Annotated in this window: 18 protein-coding genes; 10 read left to right on the top strand and 8 right to left on the bottom strand. The window is 65.1% G+C overall.

From position 1 onward, the window contains the following. Window positions 1-27: 27 nt before the first annotated feature. The 5 genes from U5782_RS00365 to U5782_RS00345 form a co-directional block, all read right to left on the bottom strand. Entirely contained in the window at window positions 28-729 is a 702-nt protein-coding gene (locus U5782_RS00365; RefSeq protein WP_322041883.1) for an ABC transporter ATP-binding protein, read from the bottom strand. Continuing rightward, the gene (livG, locus tag U5782_RS00360; RefSeq protein ID WP_322041882.1) at window positions 729-1,499 is read right to left on the bottom strand and encodes a high-affinity branched-chain amino acid ABC transporter ATP-binding protein LivG; all 771 of its coding nucleotides are present in this window, start codon (window positions 1,497-1,499) and stop codon (window positions 729-731) included. Before livG ends, U5782_RS00365 begins: the two co-directional genes overlap by 1 nt. Then, window positions 1,496-2,767: a high-affinity branched-chain amino acid ABC transporter permease LivM gene (locus U5782_RS00355; RefSeq protein WP_322041881.1), complete on the bottom strand. Its 1,272-nt coding sequence runs from the start codon at window positions 2,765-2,767 to the stop codon at window positions 1,496-1,498. Before U5782_RS00355 ends, livG begins: the two co-directional genes overlap by 4 nt. Window positions 2,768-2,774: 7 nt before the next feature. Then, window positions 2,775-3,701 (bottom strand): high-affinity branched-chain amino acid ABC transporter permease LivH, encoded by a 927-nt coding sequence (gene livH / locus U5782_RS00350; protein WP_322041880.1) that lies wholly within the window; start codon window positions 3,699-3,701, stop codon window positions 2,775-2,777. A 145-nt stretch (window positions 3,702-3,846) separates the two neighbouring features. Beyond that, entirely contained in the window at window positions 3,847-4,968 is a 1,122-nt protein-coding gene (locus U5782_RS00345; protein WP_322041879.1) for a branched-chain amino acid ABC transporter substrate-binding protein, read from the bottom strand. 1,045 nt (window positions 4,969-6,013) lie between these two features. Between U5782_RS00345 and U5782_RS00340 the strand changes: the two genes are divergently transcribed. From U5782_RS00340 to U5782_RS00330, 3 genes are all read left to right on the top strand, one after another. After that, window positions 6,014-7,003, top strand: a complete 990-nt coding sequence (locus U5782_RS00340; protein ID WP_322041878.1) for an ABC transporter substrate-binding protein — start codon at window positions 6,014-6,016, stop codon at window positions 7,001-7,003. A 188-nt stretch (window positions 7,004-7,191) separates the two neighbouring features. Then, window positions 7,192-8,088, top strand: coding sequence for an ABC transporter permease (locus U5782_RS00335; protein ID WP_322041877.1), 897 nt, complete (start codon window positions 7,192-7,194; stop codon window positions 8,086-8,088). A 3-nt stretch (window positions 8,089-8,091) separates the two neighbouring features. Then, window positions 8,092-8,886, top strand: a complete 795-nt coding sequence (locus U5782_RS00330) for an ABC transporter ATP-binding protein (RefSeq protein WP_322041876.1) — start codon at window positions 8,092-8,094, stop codon at window positions 8,884-8,886. Between the two features lie 110 nt (window positions 8,887-8,996). Here the strand turns inward: U5782_RS00330 and U5782_RS00325 are convergent, their stop codons facing one another. Next, window positions 8,997-9,392: a PaaI family thioesterase gene (locus tag U5782_RS00325; RefSeq protein ID WP_322041875.1), complete on the bottom strand. Its 396-nt coding sequence runs from the start codon at window positions 9,390-9,392 to the stop codon at window positions 8,997-8,999. Between the two features lie 345 nt (window positions 9,393-9,737). On the opposite strand from U5782_RS00325, the gene U5782_RS00320 reads away from it, so the two are divergent. Continuing rightward, window positions 9,738-10,874 carry an alanine--glyoxylate aminotransferase family protein gene (locus U5782_RS00320; RefSeq protein ID WP_322042503.1) on the top strand — a complete coding sequence of 379 codons (1,137 nt, stop codon included), beginning with the start codon at window positions 9,738-9,740 and terminating at the stop codon, window positions 10,872-10,874. 26 nt (window positions 10,875-10,900) lie between these two features. On the opposite strand, the gene U5782_RS00315 is transcribed toward U5782_RS00320, so the two are convergent. Together U5782_RS00315 and U5782_RS00310 are read right to left on the bottom strand one after the other, a co-directional pair. Beyond that, a complete protein-coding gene (locus tag U5782_RS00315; RefSeq protein WP_322041874.1) occupies window positions 10,901-11,668 on the bottom strand; it encodes a class I SAM-dependent methyltransferase in 768 nt (255 codons plus the stop codon). A 63-nt stretch (window positions 11,669-11,731) separates the two neighbouring features. Then, window positions 11,732-11,968 (bottom strand): hypothetical protein, encoded by a 237-nt coding sequence (locus U5782_RS00310; RefSeq protein ID WP_322041873.1) that lies wholly within the window; start codon window positions 11,966-11,968, stop codon window positions 11,732-11,734. Window positions 11,969-12,181: 213 nt separating this feature from the next. Between U5782_RS00310 and U5782_RS00305 the strand changes: the two genes are divergently transcribed. From U5782_RS00305 to U5782_RS00280, 6 genes are all read left to right on the top strand, one after another. Then, window positions 12,182-12,868, top strand: coding sequence for an HAD family phosphatase (locus tag U5782_RS00305; protein WP_322041872.1), 687 nt, complete (start codon window positions 12,182-12,184; stop codon window positions 12,866-12,868). Between the two features lie 226 nt (window positions 12,869-13,094). Then, entirely contained in the window at window positions 13,095-13,550 is a 456-nt protein-coding gene (locus U5782_RS00300; protein ID WP_322041871.1) for a MarR family winged helix-turn-helix transcriptional regulator, read from the top strand. 17 nt (window positions 13,551-13,567) lie between these two features. Then, window positions 13,568-15,709: an FUSC family protein gene (locus U5782_RS00295; RefSeq protein WP_322041870.1), complete on the top strand. Its 2,142-nt coding sequence runs from the start codon at window positions 13,568-13,570 to the stop codon at window positions 15,707-15,709. Window positions 15,710-15,746: 37 nt separating this feature from the next. Then, entirely contained in the window at window positions 15,747-15,956 is a 210-nt protein-coding gene (locus U5782_RS00290; protein ID WP_027818583.1) for a DUF1656 domain-containing protein, read from the top strand. Window positions 15,957-15,963: 7 nt separating this feature from the next. Next, window positions 15,964-16,944, top strand: coding sequence for an HlyD family secretion protein (locus U5782_RS00285; protein WP_322041869.1), 981 nt, complete (start codon window positions 15,964-15,966; stop codon window positions 16,942-16,944). Then, window positions 16,941-18,407 carry an efflux transporter outer membrane subunit gene (locus U5782_RS00280; protein ID WP_322041868.1) on the top strand — a complete coding sequence of 489 codons (1,467 nt, stop codon included), beginning with the start codon at window positions 16,941-16,943 and terminating at the stop codon, window positions 18,405-18,407. The genes U5782_RS00285 and U5782_RS00280 overlap by 4 nt, the downstream gene beginning before the upstream one ends. Window positions 18,408-18,409: the final 2 nt, after the last annotated feature.

Genomic DNA, 18,409 nt, shown 5'->3' with positions numbered 1-18,409 from the left:
TAATCGCCCGGAAGCGAGCTTACGGACTTAACCGCCCAGATACGCGCGCTTGATGTCGTCGTTGGCGAGCAGGTTGTCGGCGCTATCGGCCAGCACCACGCTGCCCGTTTCGAGCACGTAACCGCGATCGGCCACCTGAAGCGCCTTGTTCGCGTTCTGCTCGACGAGGAACACCGTGACGCCCTCTTCGCGGATCGTGCGGATGATGTCGAAGATCTGCGCGATCACGAGCGGCGCAAGACCGAGCGTCGGTTCGTCGAGCAGCAGCAGGCGCGGCTTGCTCATCAACGCACGGCCGATCGCCAGCATCTGCTGCTCGCCGCCCGACATCGTGCCCGCGCGTTGCTTCGCGCGCTGGTTTAGACGCGGAAACAGCTTGAAAACGTGCTCGATGCCCGCGTCGATGTCGTGCTGCGAAGCGAAGAAGCCGCCCATTTGCAGGTTTTCGAGCACGGTGAGGCTCGGGAACACGCGACGGCCTTCCGGCGAAATCGCCATGCCCAGACGCATGATTTCGTGCGTGGGCAGGCGCGTGATGTCCTGACCTTCGAACGTCACGCGGCCCGACGACGCGCGCGGCGTGCCGCACACGGTCATCATCAGCGTGGTCTTGCCCGCGCCGTTACTGCCGATCAGCGTGACGATCTCGCCCTTGTTCACTTCGATCGACACACCCTTGAGCGCTTCGACCGCGCCGTAATGGGTATGGACCTTGTCCAGCTTCAGCATCAGTCCTCTCCCAGATAGGCTTTGATCACGCGCGGGTCGTTGCGCACTTCGTCGGGTTTGCCGATCATGATCGGCTTGCCGTGTTCCATCACGAGGATGCGATCCGACACGCCCATCACGAGGCTCATGTCGTGTTCGATCAGGAGTACGGAGATTCCGAACTCGTTGCGCAGTCCATCGACCATGTGTTGCAGTTCGATTTTTTCCTGCGGATTCAGACCGGCCGCCGGTTCGTCGAGCATCAACAGACGCGGGTCCGTAATCATGCAGCGCGCGATTTCGAGGCGGCGTTGATGGCCGTACGACAGCGTGCCCGCCTCGCGATTCGCCACCTCCCGCAGGCCCACGCGTTCGAGCCAGTAAGCGGCGCGCTCAAGCGCCGCGCGTTCGGCGCGGCGATAGGCGGGCGTCGCGAACAGGCCGCTCAGCATGTTGCGGTTCACCTTCAAGTGCTGCGCAACCATCAGGTTTTCCAGCACCGTCAACTGCTTGAAGAGGCGGATATTCTGGAACGTGCGCACGAGGCCGCGACGCGCGACCTGGTGGCTCGGCTGGCCCGTGATCGCATGGCCGTCGAGCACGATGTTGCCGCCGGTCGGCTTGTAGAAGCCGCCCACGCAGTTGAACACCGTGGTCTTGCCCGCGCCGTTCGGCCCGATGATGGCGAAGACTTCATTCGGACGCACATCGAATTCGATGCCGTCCACGGCCAGCAGACCGCCGAAGCGCATTTGCAGGCCCGCCACTTTCAACAACGCTTGTGCACTCATTGCGGCAACTCCACATGCGGACGGCTTGCAGGCAACAGGCCCTGCGGGCGCCACATCATCATCAGCACCATCACCAGCCCGAAGATCAGCATGCGGTACTCGGCAAAGCCGCGCGCCACTTCGGGCAGCACGGTCAGCAGGATCGCGGCGAGCACGACGCCCAGTTGCGAGCCCATGCCGCCCAGCACCACCACGGCGAGAATCAGCGCCGACTCGATGAAGGTGAAGGATTCCGGCGTCACCAGACCCTGACGCGCCGCGAAGAACGCGCCCGCGAGACCCGCGAACGAGGCGCCCAGCGTGAACGCGGAGAGCTTCACGCGCGTGGGGTTCAAACCGAGCGAGCGGCACGCGATTTCATCTTCGCGCAGCGCTTCCCATGCGCGGCCCATCGGCATGCGCAGCAGGCGGCTCGTGACGAACAGCGTGAACGCCACCAGTACGAGCGCGAGCAGGTACAGGAAGATGATCATGTGTTCGCCGCTGTACTCGATGCCGATCAGCTCGTTGAAGGTCTTCGCGCCTTCCACGCTCGCGTGGCGCGCGAGTTCGAAGCCGAACACCGTGGGCTTCGGAATGCCGGAGATGCCGTCCGGGCCACCCGTGATGCTCGTGAGGTTGTTGAGCAACAGGCGGATGATTTCGCCGAAGCCCAGCGTGACGATCGCGAGATAGTCGCCGCGCAGACGCAGCACCGGGAAGCCCAGCAGGAAGCCGAACGTCGCCGCGGCGATCGCCGCGAGCGGCAGGCATTCCCAGAACGTGAGGCCGAAGTACTGGTTGAGCAGCGCATACGTATAGCCGCCCACCGCGTAAAAGCCCACGTAGCCGAGGTCGAGCAGACCCGCGAAACCCACCACGATATTCAGGCCCAGGCCCAGAATCACGTAGATCAATGCGAGCGTGGCGACGTCCACTGCGCCGCGCGAACCCATGAACGGGAACACCGCGCCGAACGCGAGCAGCACCCAGATCGCGGTGCGCTGCTGACGCGCGCCGAGCGCGGGCGCCTTGGGCAGCTTGATCGCACTCGTTGCGCGCACAAACATCGGCTTGACGAGCTGGAACACGAACACCACGGCGGCGGCGATCCACACCGGACGCCAGTGTTGTTGCAGCACGACCTGATAGCCGTCGAGCGTGAGCTGCACGCCGAGGATGGGCGCGGTCAGGATGATGGTCGCAATCGCGGCGGCGAAGGCGCCCTTCAAGGTTTGCGAAGAGGACTGGCCGTCGGCGGCCACGCGAACCGAAACAGTTTGGCTCATATCGACCTCACACCTTTTCGACGTCCGGCTTGCCGAGCAAACCGGTGGGACGGAACAGCAGCACGAGCACGAGCAGGCCAAACGCCACGACGTCCTTGTACTCCGAGGGCATGTAGCCCGCCGCGAGCGTTTCGGCCAGACCGAGCAGCACGCCGCCGAGCATCGCGCCCGGAATGCTGCCGATGCCGCCCAGCACGGCTGCCGTGAACGCCTTGATGCCCGCGATAAAGCCGATATACGGATTGAGCTTGCCGATCGTCAGACCGATCAGCACGCCACCGACCGCCGCCAGCATCGCGCCGAGCACGAACGTAAACGAGATCACGCGGTTCGTGTCGATGCCGAGCAGGTTGGCCATCTTCATGTCTTCAGCGCAGGCGCGGCAGGCGCGGCCCATGCGCGAGCGCGAGATGAAGAGCGTGAGCGCGACCATCAGCACGATCGTGGTGCCCACGATCAGCATGCGCGCGTACGGAATCGTCACGTCGAAGTTGCCGCCCATGTTGAAGTCGAGCGCGCCGGAAATCAGCATCGGCACGGACACGTCACGCGCGCCCTGCCCGATCTGCACGTAGTTCTGCAGAAAGATGGACATGCCGATCGCCGAGATCAGCGGCACGAGACGCGGCCCGCCGCGCAACGGCCGATACGCGACGCGTTCGACCGCAAAACCGTAGAGCCCGGTGACCAGCACCGAGACGATGAGCGCCGCGCCCAGCACGAGCGGCAGCGGATAACCCGCCGAGGTGCCGATGGCCGTGAGCGTGACGAGGCCCACATAGGCGCCGATCATATAGATCTCGCCGTGAGCGAAGTTGATCATGCCGATGATGCCGTAGACCATCGTGTAGCCGATGGCGATCAGCGCATAGATCGCACCCAGCGTGAGCCCGTTGACGAGCTGCTGGGTGAACTGCGGAAGAAAATCATTCATGCCTTAAGCCCCGCGGCGTAGAAGCCGGTAAGAGAGCCTTTTTTGAAACCGTGTCGATCGTTCGGGTAGATGCGGCCGCTGCAAAAACGCCCCGCCCGCCTGAGCGGGAACGGGACGTCAAGGATGGGCGGCCGCTGCGCCGGGATCAGTTCACGGCGGTCTTGGTCGCGTCCTTGTGCCACGTGTACACGACGAAGCGGAACGACTTCAGGTCGCCCTGGGCGTCGTACTGCACGTTGCCGATCGGCGTGTTGAACGCGTTCTTGTGCAGGTAAGCGGCAACCTTGGTCGGGTCGGTGCTCTTCGCGCCCGCGATACCGTCGGCGATCACTTCGACCGCTGCGTACGACGGCATCTGGAACGGACCGTTCGCGTCGCGCTTCGAGTCGGCGAAGGCCTTCACGAGCTTCGCGTTGGCCGGGTCGGCCGCGAAGTCGGCGGGCAGCGTCACGAGCATGCCTTCCGACGCGGGACCGGCGATCGCCGTCACGTCCTTGTTGCCCACGCCTTCCGGTCCCATGAACGCGGCCTTGACGCCCTGTTCACGCGACTGGCGCAGCAGCAGGCCCATTTCCGGGTGGTAGCCGCCGAAGTAGACGAAGTCCACGCCTTGCGACTTGAGCTTGGTGACGATTGCCGAGTAGTCCGAATCGCCGGCATTGATGCCTTCGAACACGACGACGGGGATGTGCGCCTTGTCGAGCGCGGCCTTCACCGAGGTGGCGATGCCCTGGCCGTACGACTGCTTGTCGTGCAGGATCGCGACCTTCTTCGGCTTGACCTTGTTGATGATGTAGGCGGCAGCCGCCGGGCCTTGCTGGTCGTCGCGGCCGATGGTGCGGAAGATGAACTGGCGCTTCTTGCCTTCGGTGAGTTGCGGTGCGGTCGCCGACGGCGTGACCATCACGACGCCTTCGTTCTCGTAGATGTCGGAAGCGGGGATCGTCGAGCCCGAGCAGACGTGGCCGACCACGTACTGGATGTGCTGCGAGACGATCTTGTTGGCCACGGCGACGGCTTGCTTCGGCTCGCATGCGTCGTCCATCAGGACGGCTTCGAGCTTGTTGCCGTTCACGCCGCCAGCGGCGTTGATCTGTTCGATTGCGGTCAGGGCGCCTGCCTTGACCATGTCGCCGTATTGGGCGACCGGGCCGCTGAACGGGCCGGCGATGGCGATCTTGACGGTATCGGCGTGGGCGGCTGCACCAAAAGCGAGCAGCGCGGCGGCCACAGAAGTAAGGCGGGTAAGACTGGACAACGACGTCATCAGGAGCTCCTCGATTGTTTTCGGGTCAACCGGTCAGACGGATGACCTGCGCAAACGAACAGCACCCCAAGGACGAACCAGGGGGGACGACAACGACGGGCCTGAGAGAAATTGAAGACGTGACGGGGCCCGGCGTTTATCACCCGCTTTTTGCGGTTGAGTTCGGAGGGAACGCGTTGATACGCGATCCCTGTTGCGCAAGCGATCCGCCTGCCCCGTTCACTGCATTGCGCACCGGAGGGTGGTCCGGGCTCAATCAGCGACCGGCGGATGCTATCAATAAAACCCGGCCATCGCAACCAAGGGTTTTTTCCGATCCATACTGGAGTATTGACCGGCGTCAATTGATGAAAATCAACTGAAAGATCTTGAAAACATTTGGAAAATCGCGGGGTGGGACGGCTGGAGTCGACCTGGACCGGCCCAGACGCCCGTCCTGCGCGGGTTCGCCAGAGTCGATTTCCGATCCGAAATAAATGCGCTCGTTTTTTCCATCTGGAAAATCGTCCGGAAGCCTTAATGAGTGTTTTTCCCTCATCGGAAACACATTCCACGTAACCTCGAAAAAATGCTTGTTGAGGTGTCTCTTTATATAGTAGAAACCCTAAATGCAAATCGCGCCAAGCCATTGATTTACCATAGGAAAATTTCATTTCCTTTTGAACGGGCACTCGCTGGAATCGTCTTCTCCCTGGATAAACCCACCATCTAAGCACGGCGCATTATTTCCGATCGGAATCCGGGAAAACTTTCGGCACCCTACTGATTTGCCCGGAAAATCCCTGCGAGGATTTTTCGTTTGCCGAAACGAGACCGTCGCATCCTCGCCGCACCTGCCGCGCACGCGTTCCGGATCCCCAAAAGTCGGTGGTATGCTCGCTGCCTTGCCGCCGGTCTCATGCACCATCGCGGCGCATGGCGTAAGGGGCACGCAAGGTCAAGACGTGCGCGCCGTGCGCAACCGCAGTGTGCAAGGTTCGGCGGCGCTGCCGCGCAAGCGGCCCACACCCGTCCAGAACCGAACATTCGGGGGAGATCAAACAGAATGAAGACCTTCAAGCTCGCCGCCAAGGCCGCCACCCTTACCCTGATCGCCAGCGCCGCCGCGCTCACGCTCGCTTCCGGCGCCGCGCACGCGGCCGAGACCGCCACCGTGGAAGTGCTCTCGATCGTCGAACACCCCGCACTCGACGCAATCCGCGACGGCGTGCAAGACGAACTGAAGGCCGCCGGTTACGACGCAGGCAAGAACCTCAAGTGGGAATACCAGAGCGCCCAGGGCAACACCGGCACGGCCGCGCAGATCGCGCGCAAGTTCGTCGGCGACAACCCCAGCGCGATCGTCGCGATCGCTACGCCTTCGGCGCAGGCCGTCGTGGCCGCCACGAAGTCGGTGCCGGTCGTGTACTCGGGCGTGACCGATCCGGTCGCGGCGCAACTCGTCAAGACGTGGACGCCCAGCGGCACCAACGTCACGGGCGTGTCGGACAAGCTGCCGCTCGACAAGCAGGTCGCGCTCATCAAGCGCGTGGTGCCCAATGCGAAGACCGTGGGCATGGTCTACAACCCCGGCGAAGCGAACTCGGTCGTGGTCGTGAAGGCGCTCAAGGCACTGCTCGCGCAACAGGGCATGACGCTCAAGGAAGCGGCCGCACCGCGCACCGTGGACATCGGCCCGGCGGCGAAGAGCCTGATCGGCAAAGTCGACGTGATCTATACGAACACCGACAACAACGTCGTTTCGGCCTACGAAGCGCTCGTGAAGGTCGCCGACGACGCGAAGATTCCGCTCGTCGCTTCGGATACGGACAGCGTGAAGCGCGGCGCCATCGCGGCACTCGGCATCGACTATAGCGACCTCGGCCATCAAACCGGCAAGGTGGTCGTGCGCATTCTCAAGGGCGAAAAGCCCGGCGCGATCGCATCGGAAACCAGCAGCAAGCTGCAACTGTTCGTGAACCCGGCTGCGGCCCAGAAGCAAGGCGTGACGCTGTCCGCCGATCTGCTCAAGGACGCCACCACGGTCGTGAAGTAACGCGCCTGGCGTGCGTGCGCAGACGATCGTCTGCCACGCGCACCTGAAGCCGTAGCACTGCACTGGCCTTCATCGGGCCTCGCGCCTGCGTGTGCCGCACCGCCCCACCCGGGCGGCGCGGCACACGCGGCGACCCCTCCGGCTGCGTTACCGCAACCCGTCCGCCGGACACCGCAACAGGATTCTCCATGTCCCTCTATTCGCTACTGGGCGCGCTCGAGATCGGCCTGATCTTCAGCCTCGTCGCCCTCGGGGTGCTGATCTCGTTTCGCATCCTCAACTTCCCCGACCTCACCGTCGACGGCAGCTTTCCGCTCGGCGGCGCCGTGGCCGCCACGCTGATCGCGCACGGCCAGGACCCGTTTCTCGCCACCTTCTGCGCGATGCTCGCAGGCGCGGCGGCCGGCTTCGTCACCGGCTGGCTCAACGTGCGCCTGAAGATCATGGATCTGCTCGCCAGTATCCTGATGATGATCGCGCTCTACTCGATCAATCTGCGTGTGATGGGTGCGCCCAATATCCCGCTGATTTCCGAATCGACCGTCTTCACGATGATCCAGCCCACCTGGCTGCCCGACTACGTGCTGCGCCCGCTCGCGCTCTTCGTGGTCGTGCTCGCCGCCAAGTTTGGCCTGGACTGGTTCTTCTCGTCGCAATACGGCCTCGCGCTGCGCGCAACCGGCGCGAACCCGCGCATGGCGCGTGCGCAGGGCATCGCCACGGGCCGCGCGACGCTGGCCGGCATGGCGCTCTCGAACGCGCTTGTCGCGCTCGCGGGTTCGCTCTTCGCGCAGACGCAAGGCGGCTCGGACATTTCGATGGGCATCGGCACCATCGTGATCGGGTTGGCTGCGGTCATCATCGGCGAGAGCATTCTGCCTGCGCGCCGTCTCGTGCTCACGACGCTCGCCGCCGTGCTCGGCGCGATTCTGTATCGCTTCTTCATTGCGCTTGCGCTCAATAGCGACTTCATCGGCCTCAAGGCGCAGGATCTGAATCTCGTCACCGCCGTGCTCGTGACGATCGCGCTCGTGCTGCCGCAGACGCGCAAGAAACTGTTCGGCCGCAAGAACGGGAGGGCCTAAACCATGCTCAGCGCACAAGACCTCAAACTCACTTTCAACCCCGGCACGCCGATCGAAATGCGCGCGCTGCGCGGCCTGTCGCTTGAGATCCCAACGGGCCAGTTCGTGGCCGTGATCGGTTCGAACGGCGCGGGCAAGTCCACCTTCCTCAACGCCATCAGCGGCGATCAGATGGTGGATGGCGGCAAGATCACGATCGACGGCAACGACGTCACGAAGAAGCAGGCGTGGGATCGCGCGCATCTGGTCGCGCGCGTGTTCCAGGACCCGATGGCGGGCACCTGCGAGGCGCTCACGATCGAAGAGAACATGGCGCTGGCGATGGCGCGCGGCAAGCGCCGCGGCTTCGGCCCGGCACTGAAAAAGCAGGATCGCGAACTGTTCCGCGACAAGCTGCGCCTCCTGAATCTGGGCCTGGAGAACCGCCTGAGCGACCGTATCGGCCTGCTTTCGGGCGGTCAGCGCCAGGCCGTGAGCCTGCTGATGGCCTCGCTGCAACCGTCGCGCATTCTGCTGCTCGACGAGCACACGGCGGCGCTCGATCCGAAGACGGCTGCGTTCGTGCTCGAACTGACGGCTCGCATCGTCGAGGAAGCGAAGCTCACGACCATGATGGTCACGCACAGCATGCGTCAGGCGCTTGACTACGGTCAGCGCACGGTCATGCTGCATCAGGGGCAAGTGGTGCTGGACGTGTCGGGCGACGAGCGCCGCGGCCTCGACGTGCCGGACCTGCTGCGCATGTTCGAGCAGACACGCCACGAAAAGCTGGACGACGACGCGCTCCTGCTGAGCTGAACGTTTTCGCGCCAATGCAAGTTAAAAACCCGCCGAACCTGAAGAGGTCGGCGGGTTTTTTATTGGCTCGTCAGTTAATACGGATTCCGAATCTTTTAACGATTTGCCACTCAGCCCGTCTTCGAATACTTGAACGTGCCCTGCGCACTGGCGATCAGCAGGCGGTCGTCCACCCACGCCTCGGCGCGGGCGAAGAAGATCGAACGTCCGCCGCGCTCCAGAAATCCCTTGGCGCGCACGAACTCGCCGAGCCCCTTGTCGAGATAGTTGGTCGTGAGCGAGAGGGTAAAGCCGTGGCGCTTGGGTGCATCGGCTGGCGCGTAGAGACCCGAATAACCCGCAGCGGCATCGAGCAGCGTGGCGATCGCGCCGCCTTGCAGCACGCCCTGGCGGTTGAGCTTCGAGCCGTCGATCGGCATGAGCAGCTCCACATAGCCCTCGCGCCACTGCACGATGCTTACGCCCAGCGTTTCGAGGAACGGATTGTCGACGGCGAATTGCGGCATGCTGCGGTCCCCTTGATAATGTGATGCACGACAGAGCGGCGATTATAGGCCGCCCTACGCGGCGCCGCAGCGTGCCCAGCCTACTGTTCAGAGGAAATGGGCCCAACTGTACATGGCGTTACGCGCCGCGCCGGACAACACTCTACTTTTCCCCTGCCGCCAGCGTGCGTGCACTTCTCACTCGCAGCAGCCTTGCTGCACCGTAAAGGAACCATCATGACCGACAACACGCGCCCCACCGACTCCCTGATCCCGCAACGGGCAGCGGCGGCCGCCGCCGCGTTGCCGGTCGCCTGCCCAACGGTCGATCCGCTCACGGAGATCCTGCCCGACGAGCCGTTGCTCATGATGGGCGCAGGCCCCGTGCCGATCCCGGACGCCGTCGCCAAGGCCAATTCGGTCGTCATCAACCACCTCGGCGACACCATGGCGCGCGTCATCGACCAGGTGAAGACGATGGCGCGCTACGTGTTCCAGACGCGTTCAAACTGGGTGCTCGGCGTGGCCGGCCCTGGATCGGCCGCGATGGAAATGGCGATTTCGAATCTGGCGTGGCCCGGCACGCGCGTGCTCTCGATCGTCAACGGCTTCTTTAGCGGCCGTATGGCGGAAATGGCGCGGCGCATCGGCGCCGATGTCGAAACGCTCGACGTGGCCGATCGCGAGATCGCCTCGCTCGAAGCCATCGCCCACGCCATCGAGCGCACGCGGCCCGCGATCGTCACGATCGTGCACGGCGAGACGTCGAACACGGTCTGGAATCGCCAGTTGAAGGACGTCGTGCGTATCGCCAAGGCCGCAGGCGCGCTGGTCGTCGTCGATGCGGTTTGTACCTTGAGCACGATGCCGCTCGAAATGGACGCGTGGGGCATCGACACCGTCATTACTGGCGGGCAGAAAGGGCTATCCTCGATTCCCGGCGTCTCGCTGATCGCGTTCTCCGACGCCGCGTGGCAACGCGTGCGCGAGCGCACCGAGCCGAATACGCACTGGTGTCTCGACGCCACGCTCGCGGAAAACTTCTGGCACAAGGCCGGTTATCACTACACCGCGCCGGTGTCGGGCGTGCTCGCGCTGCATGAAGCGCTGCGACTGGTTTGCACGGAGACGCTGGAAAAACGCTTCGCGCGCCATCAGCGCTGCTCGCTCGCGCTGCAAAGCGGCGTGGCCGCGCTCGGAATGGAACTCTATACGCCCGAGGAATGCCGCCTGAATTCGGTGGTCGGCATCGCGCTGCCCTCAGGTCTCACGCCGCGTGACGTGTGCAATCACATCTCGCAGCAGTATCAGGTGGAGATCGCCGGATCGTTCGGATTGCCAATCGTCCGGATCGGCCAGATGGGCGAGCAATGCCGCGAGCATCATCTGTTCCGCACGGTCCACGCACTCGGCCGCACGATGCGCGATCTGGGCGCGGACGTCGATCTGCCGGCGGGCGTGGCCGCGCTCGAAGAATCACTGTCCGCCGCCGCACGGCGCTAAGCCCGGCCCGGCACGCCCGGGCGCATTCAGACGCGCCGTGCCCGCACGCAGAGGAACGCGGGCGCGAGCGCCAGCTCGTTATAGAGAGCCGGGGCCACCGCTTTCATCTGCGCGACGGGCTTCGGCTCTAGCATCCGGTCGATCTGCCAGCCGGTTTCCAGCAGCGCGTTGACGATATCGGCCAGCGGACGGCGATACGCCTCCACGTAAGGCTTCGGTTCGCCAAAGCCGCCCCAGTGCAGACCGAATCGCGTGGTCTCGAAGTATGGGCGGTTGCCGCGCGTGCGCGTGTCGATCCAGTCGCGCATCGGGTGCGCCATCGAGAACACCAGTTGTGCGCCGGGCCGCGCCACGCGATGGAATTCGGCGAACGTGGGGGACAGGTGCTCCACATAGTCGAGCGCGAGCGAACAGACGATGCGATCGAACTGGCCGTCGGCGAGCCACGCGAGCGGCTGGCCGAGGTCGCCTTGCGCCACGTCCACGGGCAGGTCCGCGCAGCGCTCGCGTGCGAGTTCGACCATGGCGGGCGTGACGTCGAAGGCTTTCACGGTGGCACCCGCGTGCGCCAGTTCCGCACTGACGATGCCGGGGCCGCAGCCTGCATCGAGCACGCTCAGGCCGGCGACATCGCCCAGCAGTTCAGCGGTTGCCGGGCGCTCGTACAGCGCGTTGTGCGGCTTTTCCGGCGCCATTTGCGAGTAGCGGTCGGCGAATTGCGTGTAGGCCGCGCGGCCGGGAAGGTCGGGGGTAGCAGGCGCTGAAGGCTTGTTGGCGCTGGGGTCGGTCGGCATGTTGAAGCGGAAAATTGTGCGAAACGGCTATTGTGCCAGCCGACCGGTTGTCGCGGCGGCCTGCTATTGCGAACGTTTCCACCAGCGGACGTAGGCTGCAACTGCGATTGCGGCCAATGCGTCGAGGACGGCGAGGACCGGAAGCGGGTCAGTCCATTTGTCCATATTGGTCGTGCGCGAGTAGTAAGGCGGTCCGTCGCCGAACGCTTCGTTCAAGTTGATCACATTGAACGCGACGACAACGGCGACAAGTGCGGTCAGGGCCACGCCTGTTAATGTGAGCATCGTGCTTCTAGTCATGTCAGTCCCTTGCGAAACATGGAGTGTCCGCGCCTGGAGGCAAGGCGGACAGCCACTATCTCCGCGCTCCGCGCCGCCCCCAACTGGATAATTCCGAATCGCGAGGAAATGCCGGGACTTTCCTGGCCAGTCTCCGTGTGCTGCGAGTGCCCCACCCCCACCCCACATCCCGGTTATCATCGCCCCCTCGTCTTACAAACCTTCCATCCGACGATGTCCCCACTTCCTTTCGACGCCGTACTCTTTGACTGCGACGGCGTGCTGGTCGATTCAGAACGCATTACCCATGTCGTGCTGGTCCAGATGCTCGGCGAGCTGGGCTGGACGCTGTCCGTCGATGAAGCGATGGGCATTTTCGTCGGCAAAATGGTCAAGGACGAGGCCGCGCGGATCGAGGCGCATACCGGCTTTCGCGTAACCGAATCCTGGCTCGAAGGCTTCCGGGCGCGCCGCAACGAGGCGCTGGCGCGCGATCTGATCGAGATTCCCGGCGCGCCAGCCGCCGTGCGCGCCGTGCATGCGGCCTACGATGGCCGCATCGCCGTGGCCTCGGGTGCGGACCGCCTCAAGGTCGAACTGCAATTGCGCAAGGTCGGCCTGCTCGACAGCTTTGCGGGCCATATCTATAGCGGTCACGAAACGCCGCGCAGCAAGCCGCATCCCGATGTGTATCTGGCCGCGGCCGCCGGGCTGGGCGTCGACCCGCGCCGCTGCGCCGTGATCGAGGACACCGTGACGGGCGCACGCGCGGGCATCGCGGCAGGTGCGACCGTGTTCGGCTACAGCCCGTCCGCACCGGGCCACAGCAGCGCCGAGGCGCTCCAGGCCGCAGGCGTCGCCCACGTTTTCACCGACATGGCGCAGTTGCCCGCCCTGCTTGCGGGCCACAAAACGCCCTGAAGCGGCCCGGTGCGCAAAAATTTCCGATCGGAAACCCGCAGCACCATCGCGCGCCCCCGTTAAACGCCTATGACATTGGCGCGCCGGCGTGGCGCGCGCGTCACACTCGTCGCGGGAAAACGGCATCGAGGAAGCACGCACAAGCTGCCTCGACTACCATCCGGGGAGGGCTTTTCGCCGGAAAAGATAGTTTGCTACCGAATCGCTTTACGCTATCATCCCGCCGATGTCGAATCTTCACACCTTACGTCTGGCAGTCAGCAGCACGCTCGTGACGGCCGCCCGCAAGTGGCGGCGCACGAGTCACGGCGCGCTCACGGCCTATAACGTCTCCGAAGCCTGCGCCACGCCGCTGCTCACCGCCGGGCGCCTGGGCGAGGCCGTGCGCCAGGTCACGCTGGCCGAGCACGTGGGCATCGAAGGCCCGTCGCTCGTGCGCCTGCTCGACCAGCTCTGCGCCGCGGGTCTCGTGCGCCGCGACGAAGACCCGGACGACCGCCGCGCGAAGACGATCTCGCTGACCGAAGAAGGCCAGGCCGTCACCGCCAAAATGGAAGAAGACCTGCGCGGGCTGCGCGCGCGCGTGCTCAAGGGCGTGAGCCGCGCCGATCTGGAAGCCACGCTGCGCGTGCTCAATGCCTTCAACGCGCCGGACCCAGCCGACGGCGCCTCTCATGACTGAAAGCTGAAAGCAGCCTCATGACCTACCCTTCCATCCGCGACTGGCTCTTCTCGGTCAAGACCTTCGCCGCGTCGATGCTGGCGCTCTATATCGGGCTGGTGTTCCAGTTGCCGCGTCCGTACTGGGCGATGGCGAGCGTCTATATCGTCTCGAACCCGTTCGTCGGCGCGACGCGCTCGAAGGCACTGTATCGCGTGCTCGGCACGGCGCTCGGCGCAGCCGCCGCCATCACGCTCGTGCCGCCCTTCGTCGAAACGCCGCTGCTGTTCAGCGTGATCGTGGCGCTCTGGACCGGCACGCTGCTCTACCTCGCGATCATGGACCGCACGGCGCGCAGCTACGTGTTCATGCTCGCGGGCTACACGATGCCGCTCATCGCGTTCCCCACAGTGACCGATCCGTCGACGGTGTTCGACGTGGCGATCGCGCGAACCGAGGAAATCACGGTCGGCATCATCTGCGCGAGCGTGATCGGCAGCAATATCCTGCCGAGCCGTCTCGCGCCCACGCTGATCGAGCGCGCCGACGCCTGGTTCCGCGACGCCGCCTTTTATGGCCGCGAAACGCTCTCGGGGAATATCGTCGGCAAGGCGATTTCGGCCTGCCGCCAGCGTCTTGCATCGACGGTCAATCAGCTCGAATTCCTGCTGAGCCAGCTCGGCTACGACCACACGCATCCGGGCATCCTCGGGCGCGCCCAGGATCTACGCGGACGCATGCAGTTGTTTCTGCCGCTGATGTCGGCCCTCGCCGATCCGCTCATCGCCTTGCGGCGCGACCTGCATGTCTGGCCAGAAGGCCTCGACGCGCTGCTCGCCGACGCGGCCAAATGGTTCGACGCGCCGCTGCCGACGCGCGCCGCCGACATGCACGACGATGCGGGCGACAGCGTGGCCGACGGCCTGCGCGCGCGCGTCGCGGCGCTCCAGCCCGCGCACGATCAGCTCACGAGCTGGGAAGGCGCGCTGCTCTCGAACGCGCTTTGGCGTCTACGCCAGGTCATCGATGTATGGCAGGACTGCCGCTCGCTGCGCGCGCTGATCGCGCACGAAGGCGGCCAATGGCGGCCGCGCTACCGGCACTGGCGCCTGGGCGGCACCGAGCGTTTCTATGACCGCGGCATGATGCTGATCTCGTGCGCCGTGCCGGTGAGCGCGATCCTGGTGGCGTGCTGGCTCTGGGTCAGTTCGGGCTGGCACGACGGCGCGGGCGCCGTGACGCTCGCCGCCGTGGCCTGCTGCTTCTTTGCCGCGCTCGACGAGCCCGCGCCGATGGTGTTCCGCTTCTTCGCCGCCACCGCCGCGAGCGTGGTGTTCGCGGGCCTCTATCTGTTCGTGGTGCTGCCCAAGGTGCACGACTTCGCGATGCTGGTGCTGATGTTCGCCGGGCCGTTCATCTTGATCGGCACGCTGATACCGCGCCCCGCTTTCAATATGGTGACGATGCTCACCGCCGTGAACACGGCGACGTTCATCAGCATTCAGAGCGCTTACGACACCGATTTTCTCGTGTTCCTCAACAGCAATATCGCGGGCGTCGCGGGGTTGCTGTTCGCCTATGTGTGGACGCGCGTGACGCGCCCGTTCGGCGCGGAATTCGCGGCCAAACGACTGCTGCGCTCGAGCTGGTCCGATGTGGCGCTTTCGGCCTCCACCGCGCCGCTCACCGACCAGCGCAATCTGGCTTCGCGCATGGTCGATCGACTGATGCTGTTGCTGCCGCGTCTCGCGGCTTCCGACGAACACCGCCATCCGTCGATCGAAAGCTTCCGCGATCTGCGCATCGCGCTCAACGCGCTCGACCTGCGCCGCTCGCGCCGCAAGCTCGACGGCGACGTGCCGTCCGCCATCGACCGCGTGCTCGCGGGCGTGAGCGATCATTACACGCGCTGCGCCGAGGCCAACTCGCGCCAGAGCGCGTCGCCCGCGCTGCTCGCCACCATCGACGACGCCATGCACCGGGTCGCCACGCGCGGCCTCGCCCAGGAAGCCGCTACCGCCGCCGACGTCACCGCGCCGCCCGGCGGCACGCCGCGCGCGCGACTGTCGCAGCGCTGGCTGCGCGACACGCTGCACGCGCTGGTGGGCCTGCGGCTCTCGCTCTATCCGGCTTCGGCGGGACAGCGGCCGCATGGCGGCACAACGGAGGCCGGCGCATGAGCGCACGTCCTGTTCCAACCTTTTCGAAATCCGCACCATGATCGGCGAAATCGATATCTTTGGCGTCTTCGTGCCCGCCGTTCTCGTGCTGATGCTGATCGCGTACCTCATCAATGTCGTGATCGGCAAGGTGCTTACCCGGGTCGGTTTTTACCGGCTCGTCTGGCATCGTTCCATTTTCGATCTCGGCATTTATGTCTTTGTACTGGCCGCCGTCATCATCGTGTCGCATCGCTTCGTGAACTAACGCCAACGTGAAAAAAACCTGGTTCTCCGCAGGACAGATCCTGCTGACGCTCATCGTCGTCGTCGTCGCCGCTCTCGTGCTGTGGCGCATCGTCAATTACTACATGTTCTCGCCGTGGACACGGGATGGTCACGTGCGCGCCGACGTGATCCAGGTCGCGCCCGACGTGGGCGGCCTGATCACCAATGTCGACGTGGTGGACAACCAGCCGGTCAAGCAAGGCCAGGTCCTGTTCGTGATCGACCAGGCGCGCTACACGCTCTCGCTGCGTCTGGCCGAAGCGGCGCTCGAACAGCGCAAGGCGACGCTCGCGCAAGCCAAACGCGAGTACGCGCGCAATCTCGCGCTCGGCAACCTGGTGGCGAGCGAAACGATGGAAGAAAGCCGCACGCGCGTCGAACAGGGCGAAGCGTCGGTCGCCGATGGCCAGGTGCAGGTGGACACCGCGAAGCTCAATCTGCAGCGCACGACCATCGTGAGCCCGGTCGACGGCTATCTCAACGATCGCGCGCCGCGCGTGGGCGAATACGTGTCGGCGGGCCGCGCGGTGCTCTCCGTGGTCGATCTGCATTCGTTCCGCGTGGACGGCTACTTCGAGGAAACGCGTCTGCACGGCATCCATATCGGCCAGCCCGTGGACATCATTGTGATGGGCGAGTCGCGTCCGCTGCGTGGTCACGTGCAGAGCATCGTCGCCGCCATCGAGGACCGCGATCGCCAGGCGAGCCCCAACCTGCTGCCGAACGTGAATCCCGCGTTTAGCTGGGTGCGTCTCGCGCAGCGTATTCCGGTGCGCGTCGCGCTCGACGAAGTGCCCGACGATTTCCGCATGATCGCGGGCCGCACGGCCACCGTCGCCGTGCGCGACGATGCGAGCGACAAGCAGCAGAAGAAGGCGAGCGCAGCGAGCAGCGCCAGCGCCAGCGCCGCATCGGCCGCTTCCAGTAGCGCCGTCGCGCCGGTCATGGCCAGCGGAGCCTCGCAATGACGCGCCGCCGTCTCTGGCGCTCGCTCGCGCTTGCGCCGCTCACGCTCGCCGTGGGCGCGTGTATCAACCTCGGCCCCAACTACAAGCTGCCGCAGGACGCGCTCGTGAACGCCCCGCTCGCGCAAGGGCCGATCGCGGGCGCCGACAAGGCCCCCGTCTCGCAGGGCGCCGTACCGAACGACTGGTGGCGTCTTTACGACGACCCCGCACTCGATCAGCTCGTGCAGGAAGCGCTCAAATCGAACACGAGCCTGCGCGTGGCCGCCGCGAATCTCGCGCGCTCGCGCGCCGCGTTCGATGTCGCGAACGCACAGGGCGGCTTCTCAGGCAGTGCGAGCGCAGGCTTCCAGCGCGCGCAGGAATCGGCGGAACAGTACCTGCTGTTCAGCAAGCTGCCGGTCGAGAACCTCGGCACGGGCGGCATCAACGTGTCGTATGAAATCGACTTGTTCGGCAAGCTGCGTCGCGGTGTGGAATCGGCCGAAGCCGAGGACGAAGCCGTGCTCGCCGCCGCCGATCTCGCGCGCATCACCGTGGTCGCGGATGTCGTGCAGGCTTACGTCGAGTCCTGTTCGGCTGCCGAAGAACTCGCCATCGCGCAGGAATCGCTCAAGCTCCAGCAGCAGCGTGTGGCGCTCACCAAGCGCCTGCGCGACGCGGGCCGTGGCAATCAGCCCGACGTGACGCGCGGCCAGACCCAGGTGCAGACGCTCGCCGCGGATATTCCGCGCTTCGAGGGACGCCGCCGCATCGCGCAGTATCAGCTCGCCATGCTGCTCGCGCGCGCGCCTGCCGATCTGCCGCCTGCCGCGCTGACCTGCAACCGCTTGCCGAAGCTCAAACAGCCGATCCCGGTCGGCGACGGCGCCGCCCTGCTGCGCCGCCGTCCCGACGTGCGCGAGGCCGAGCGCCAGCTCGCCTCCTCCACGGCAAAGATCGGCGTGGCGATTGCAGACATGTATCCGTCGATCAGCATCGGTGCGGGCGTGGGCACGACCGGTATCGCGGGCGATCTGTTTTCGTCGAAGACCAATAGCTGGTCGTTTGGACCCCTGATCAACTGGACGTTCCCGGCTAACGGGCAGCGCGCCCGCGTGCGCGAAGCCGAAGCGGCAACGGGCGGCGCGCTCGCGCACTTCGACGGCGTGGTGCTCAATGCGCTGCGCGAGACGCAAACGAGTCTCGCGACCTACGCCGCCGATGATCAGCGCGCCGAGGCGCTGCGTACCGCGTATGCGTCCGCGCAGGAGTCCGCCGATGAAACGCACCGCCTGTATTCGGCGGGGCGCGAGTCGTTCCTGTCCGATCTCGACGCGACGCGCACGCTCACGAGCGCGCATTCGCAGGTCGCAGCGGCAGAGGGCCAGGTGGCGCTGGATCAGGTGAAGCTGTTCCTCGCGCTGGGCGGGGGATGGGAGCCGGATCAGGAGAAGCCGGCGGGTCAGGCAGGTCACGCCGAATAAAC

The organism is Paraburkholderia sp. J67 (assembly GCF_905220265.1).
Lineage (GTDB): Bacteria > Pseudomonadota > Gammaproteobacteria > Burkholderiales > Burkholderiaceae > Paraburkholderia.
The sequence above is the reverse complement of the archived record's forward strand: the minus strand, read 5'-3'. Positions and strand labels throughout refer to the sequence as shown.

Excerpts from the sequence above, each read along its gene's own strand:
- U5782_RS00365 (WP_322041883.1), bottom strand. The coding sequence starts at position 729 with ATGCTGAAGCTGGACAAGGTCCATACCCATTACGGCGCGGTCGAAGCG.
- livG (WP_322041882.1), bottom strand. The coding sequence starts at position 1,499 with ATGAGTGCACAAGCGTTGTTGAAAGTGGCGGGCCTGCAAATGCGCTTC.
- U5782_RS00355 (WP_322041881.1), bottom strand. The coding sequence starts at position 2,767 with ATGAGCCAAACTGTTTCGGTTCGCGTGGCCGCCGACGGCCAGTCCTCT.
- livH (WP_322041880.1), bottom strand. The coding sequence starts at position 3,701 with ATGAATGATTTTCTTCCGCAGTTCACCCAGCAGCTCGTCAACGGGCTC.
- U5782_RS00345 (WP_322041879.1), bottom strand. The coding sequence starts at position 4,968 with ATGACGTCGTTGTCCAGTCTTACCCGCCTTACTTCTGTGGCCGCCGCG.
- U5782_RS00340 (WP_322041878.1), top strand. The coding sequence starts at position 6,014 with ATGAAGACCTTCAAGCTCGCCGCCAAGGCCGCCACCCTTACCCTGATC.
- U5782_RS00335 (WP_322041877.1), top strand. The coding sequence starts at position 7,192 with ATGTCCCTCTATTCGCTACTGGGCGCGCTCGAGATCGGCCTGATCTTC.
- U5782_RS00330 (WP_322041876.1), top strand. The coding sequence starts at position 8,092 with ATGCTCAGCGCACAAGACCTCAAACTCACTTTCAACCCCGGCACGCCG.
- U5782_RS00325 (WP_322041875.1), bottom strand. The coding sequence starts at position 9,392 with ATGCCGCAATTCGCCGTCGACAATCCGTTCCTCGAAACGCTGGGCGTA.
- U5782_RS00320 (WP_322042503.1), top strand. The coding sequence starts at position 9,738 with ATGATGGGCGCAGGCCCCGTGCCGATCCCGGACGCCGTCGCCAAGGCC.
- U5782_RS00315 (WP_322041874.1), bottom strand. The coding sequence starts at position 11,668 with ATGCCGACCGACCCCAGCGCCAACAAGCCTTCAGCGCCTGCTACCCCC.
- U5782_RS00310 (WP_322041873.1), bottom strand. The coding sequence starts at position 11,968 with ATGACTAGAAGCACGATGCTCACATTAACAGGCGTGGCCCTGACCGCA.
- U5782_RS00305 (WP_322041872.1), top strand. The coding sequence starts at position 12,182 with ATGTCCCCACTTCCTTTCGACGCCGTACTCTTTGACTGCGACGGCGTG.
- U5782_RS00300 (WP_322041871.1), top strand. The coding sequence starts at position 13,095 with ATGTCGAATCTTCACACCTTACGTCTGGCAGTCAGCAGCACGCTCGTG.
- U5782_RS00295 (WP_322041870.1), top strand. The coding sequence starts at position 13,568 with ATGACCTACCCTTCCATCCGCGACTGGCTCTTCTCGGTCAAGACCTTC.
- U5782_RS00290 (WP_027818583.1), top strand. The coding sequence starts at position 15,747 with ATGATCGGCGAAATCGATATCTTTGGCGTCTTCGTGCCCGCCGTTCTC.
- U5782_RS00280 (WP_322041868.1), top strand. The coding sequence starts at position 16,941 with ATGACGCGCCGCCGTCTCTGGCGCTCGCTCGCGCTTGCGCCGCTCACG.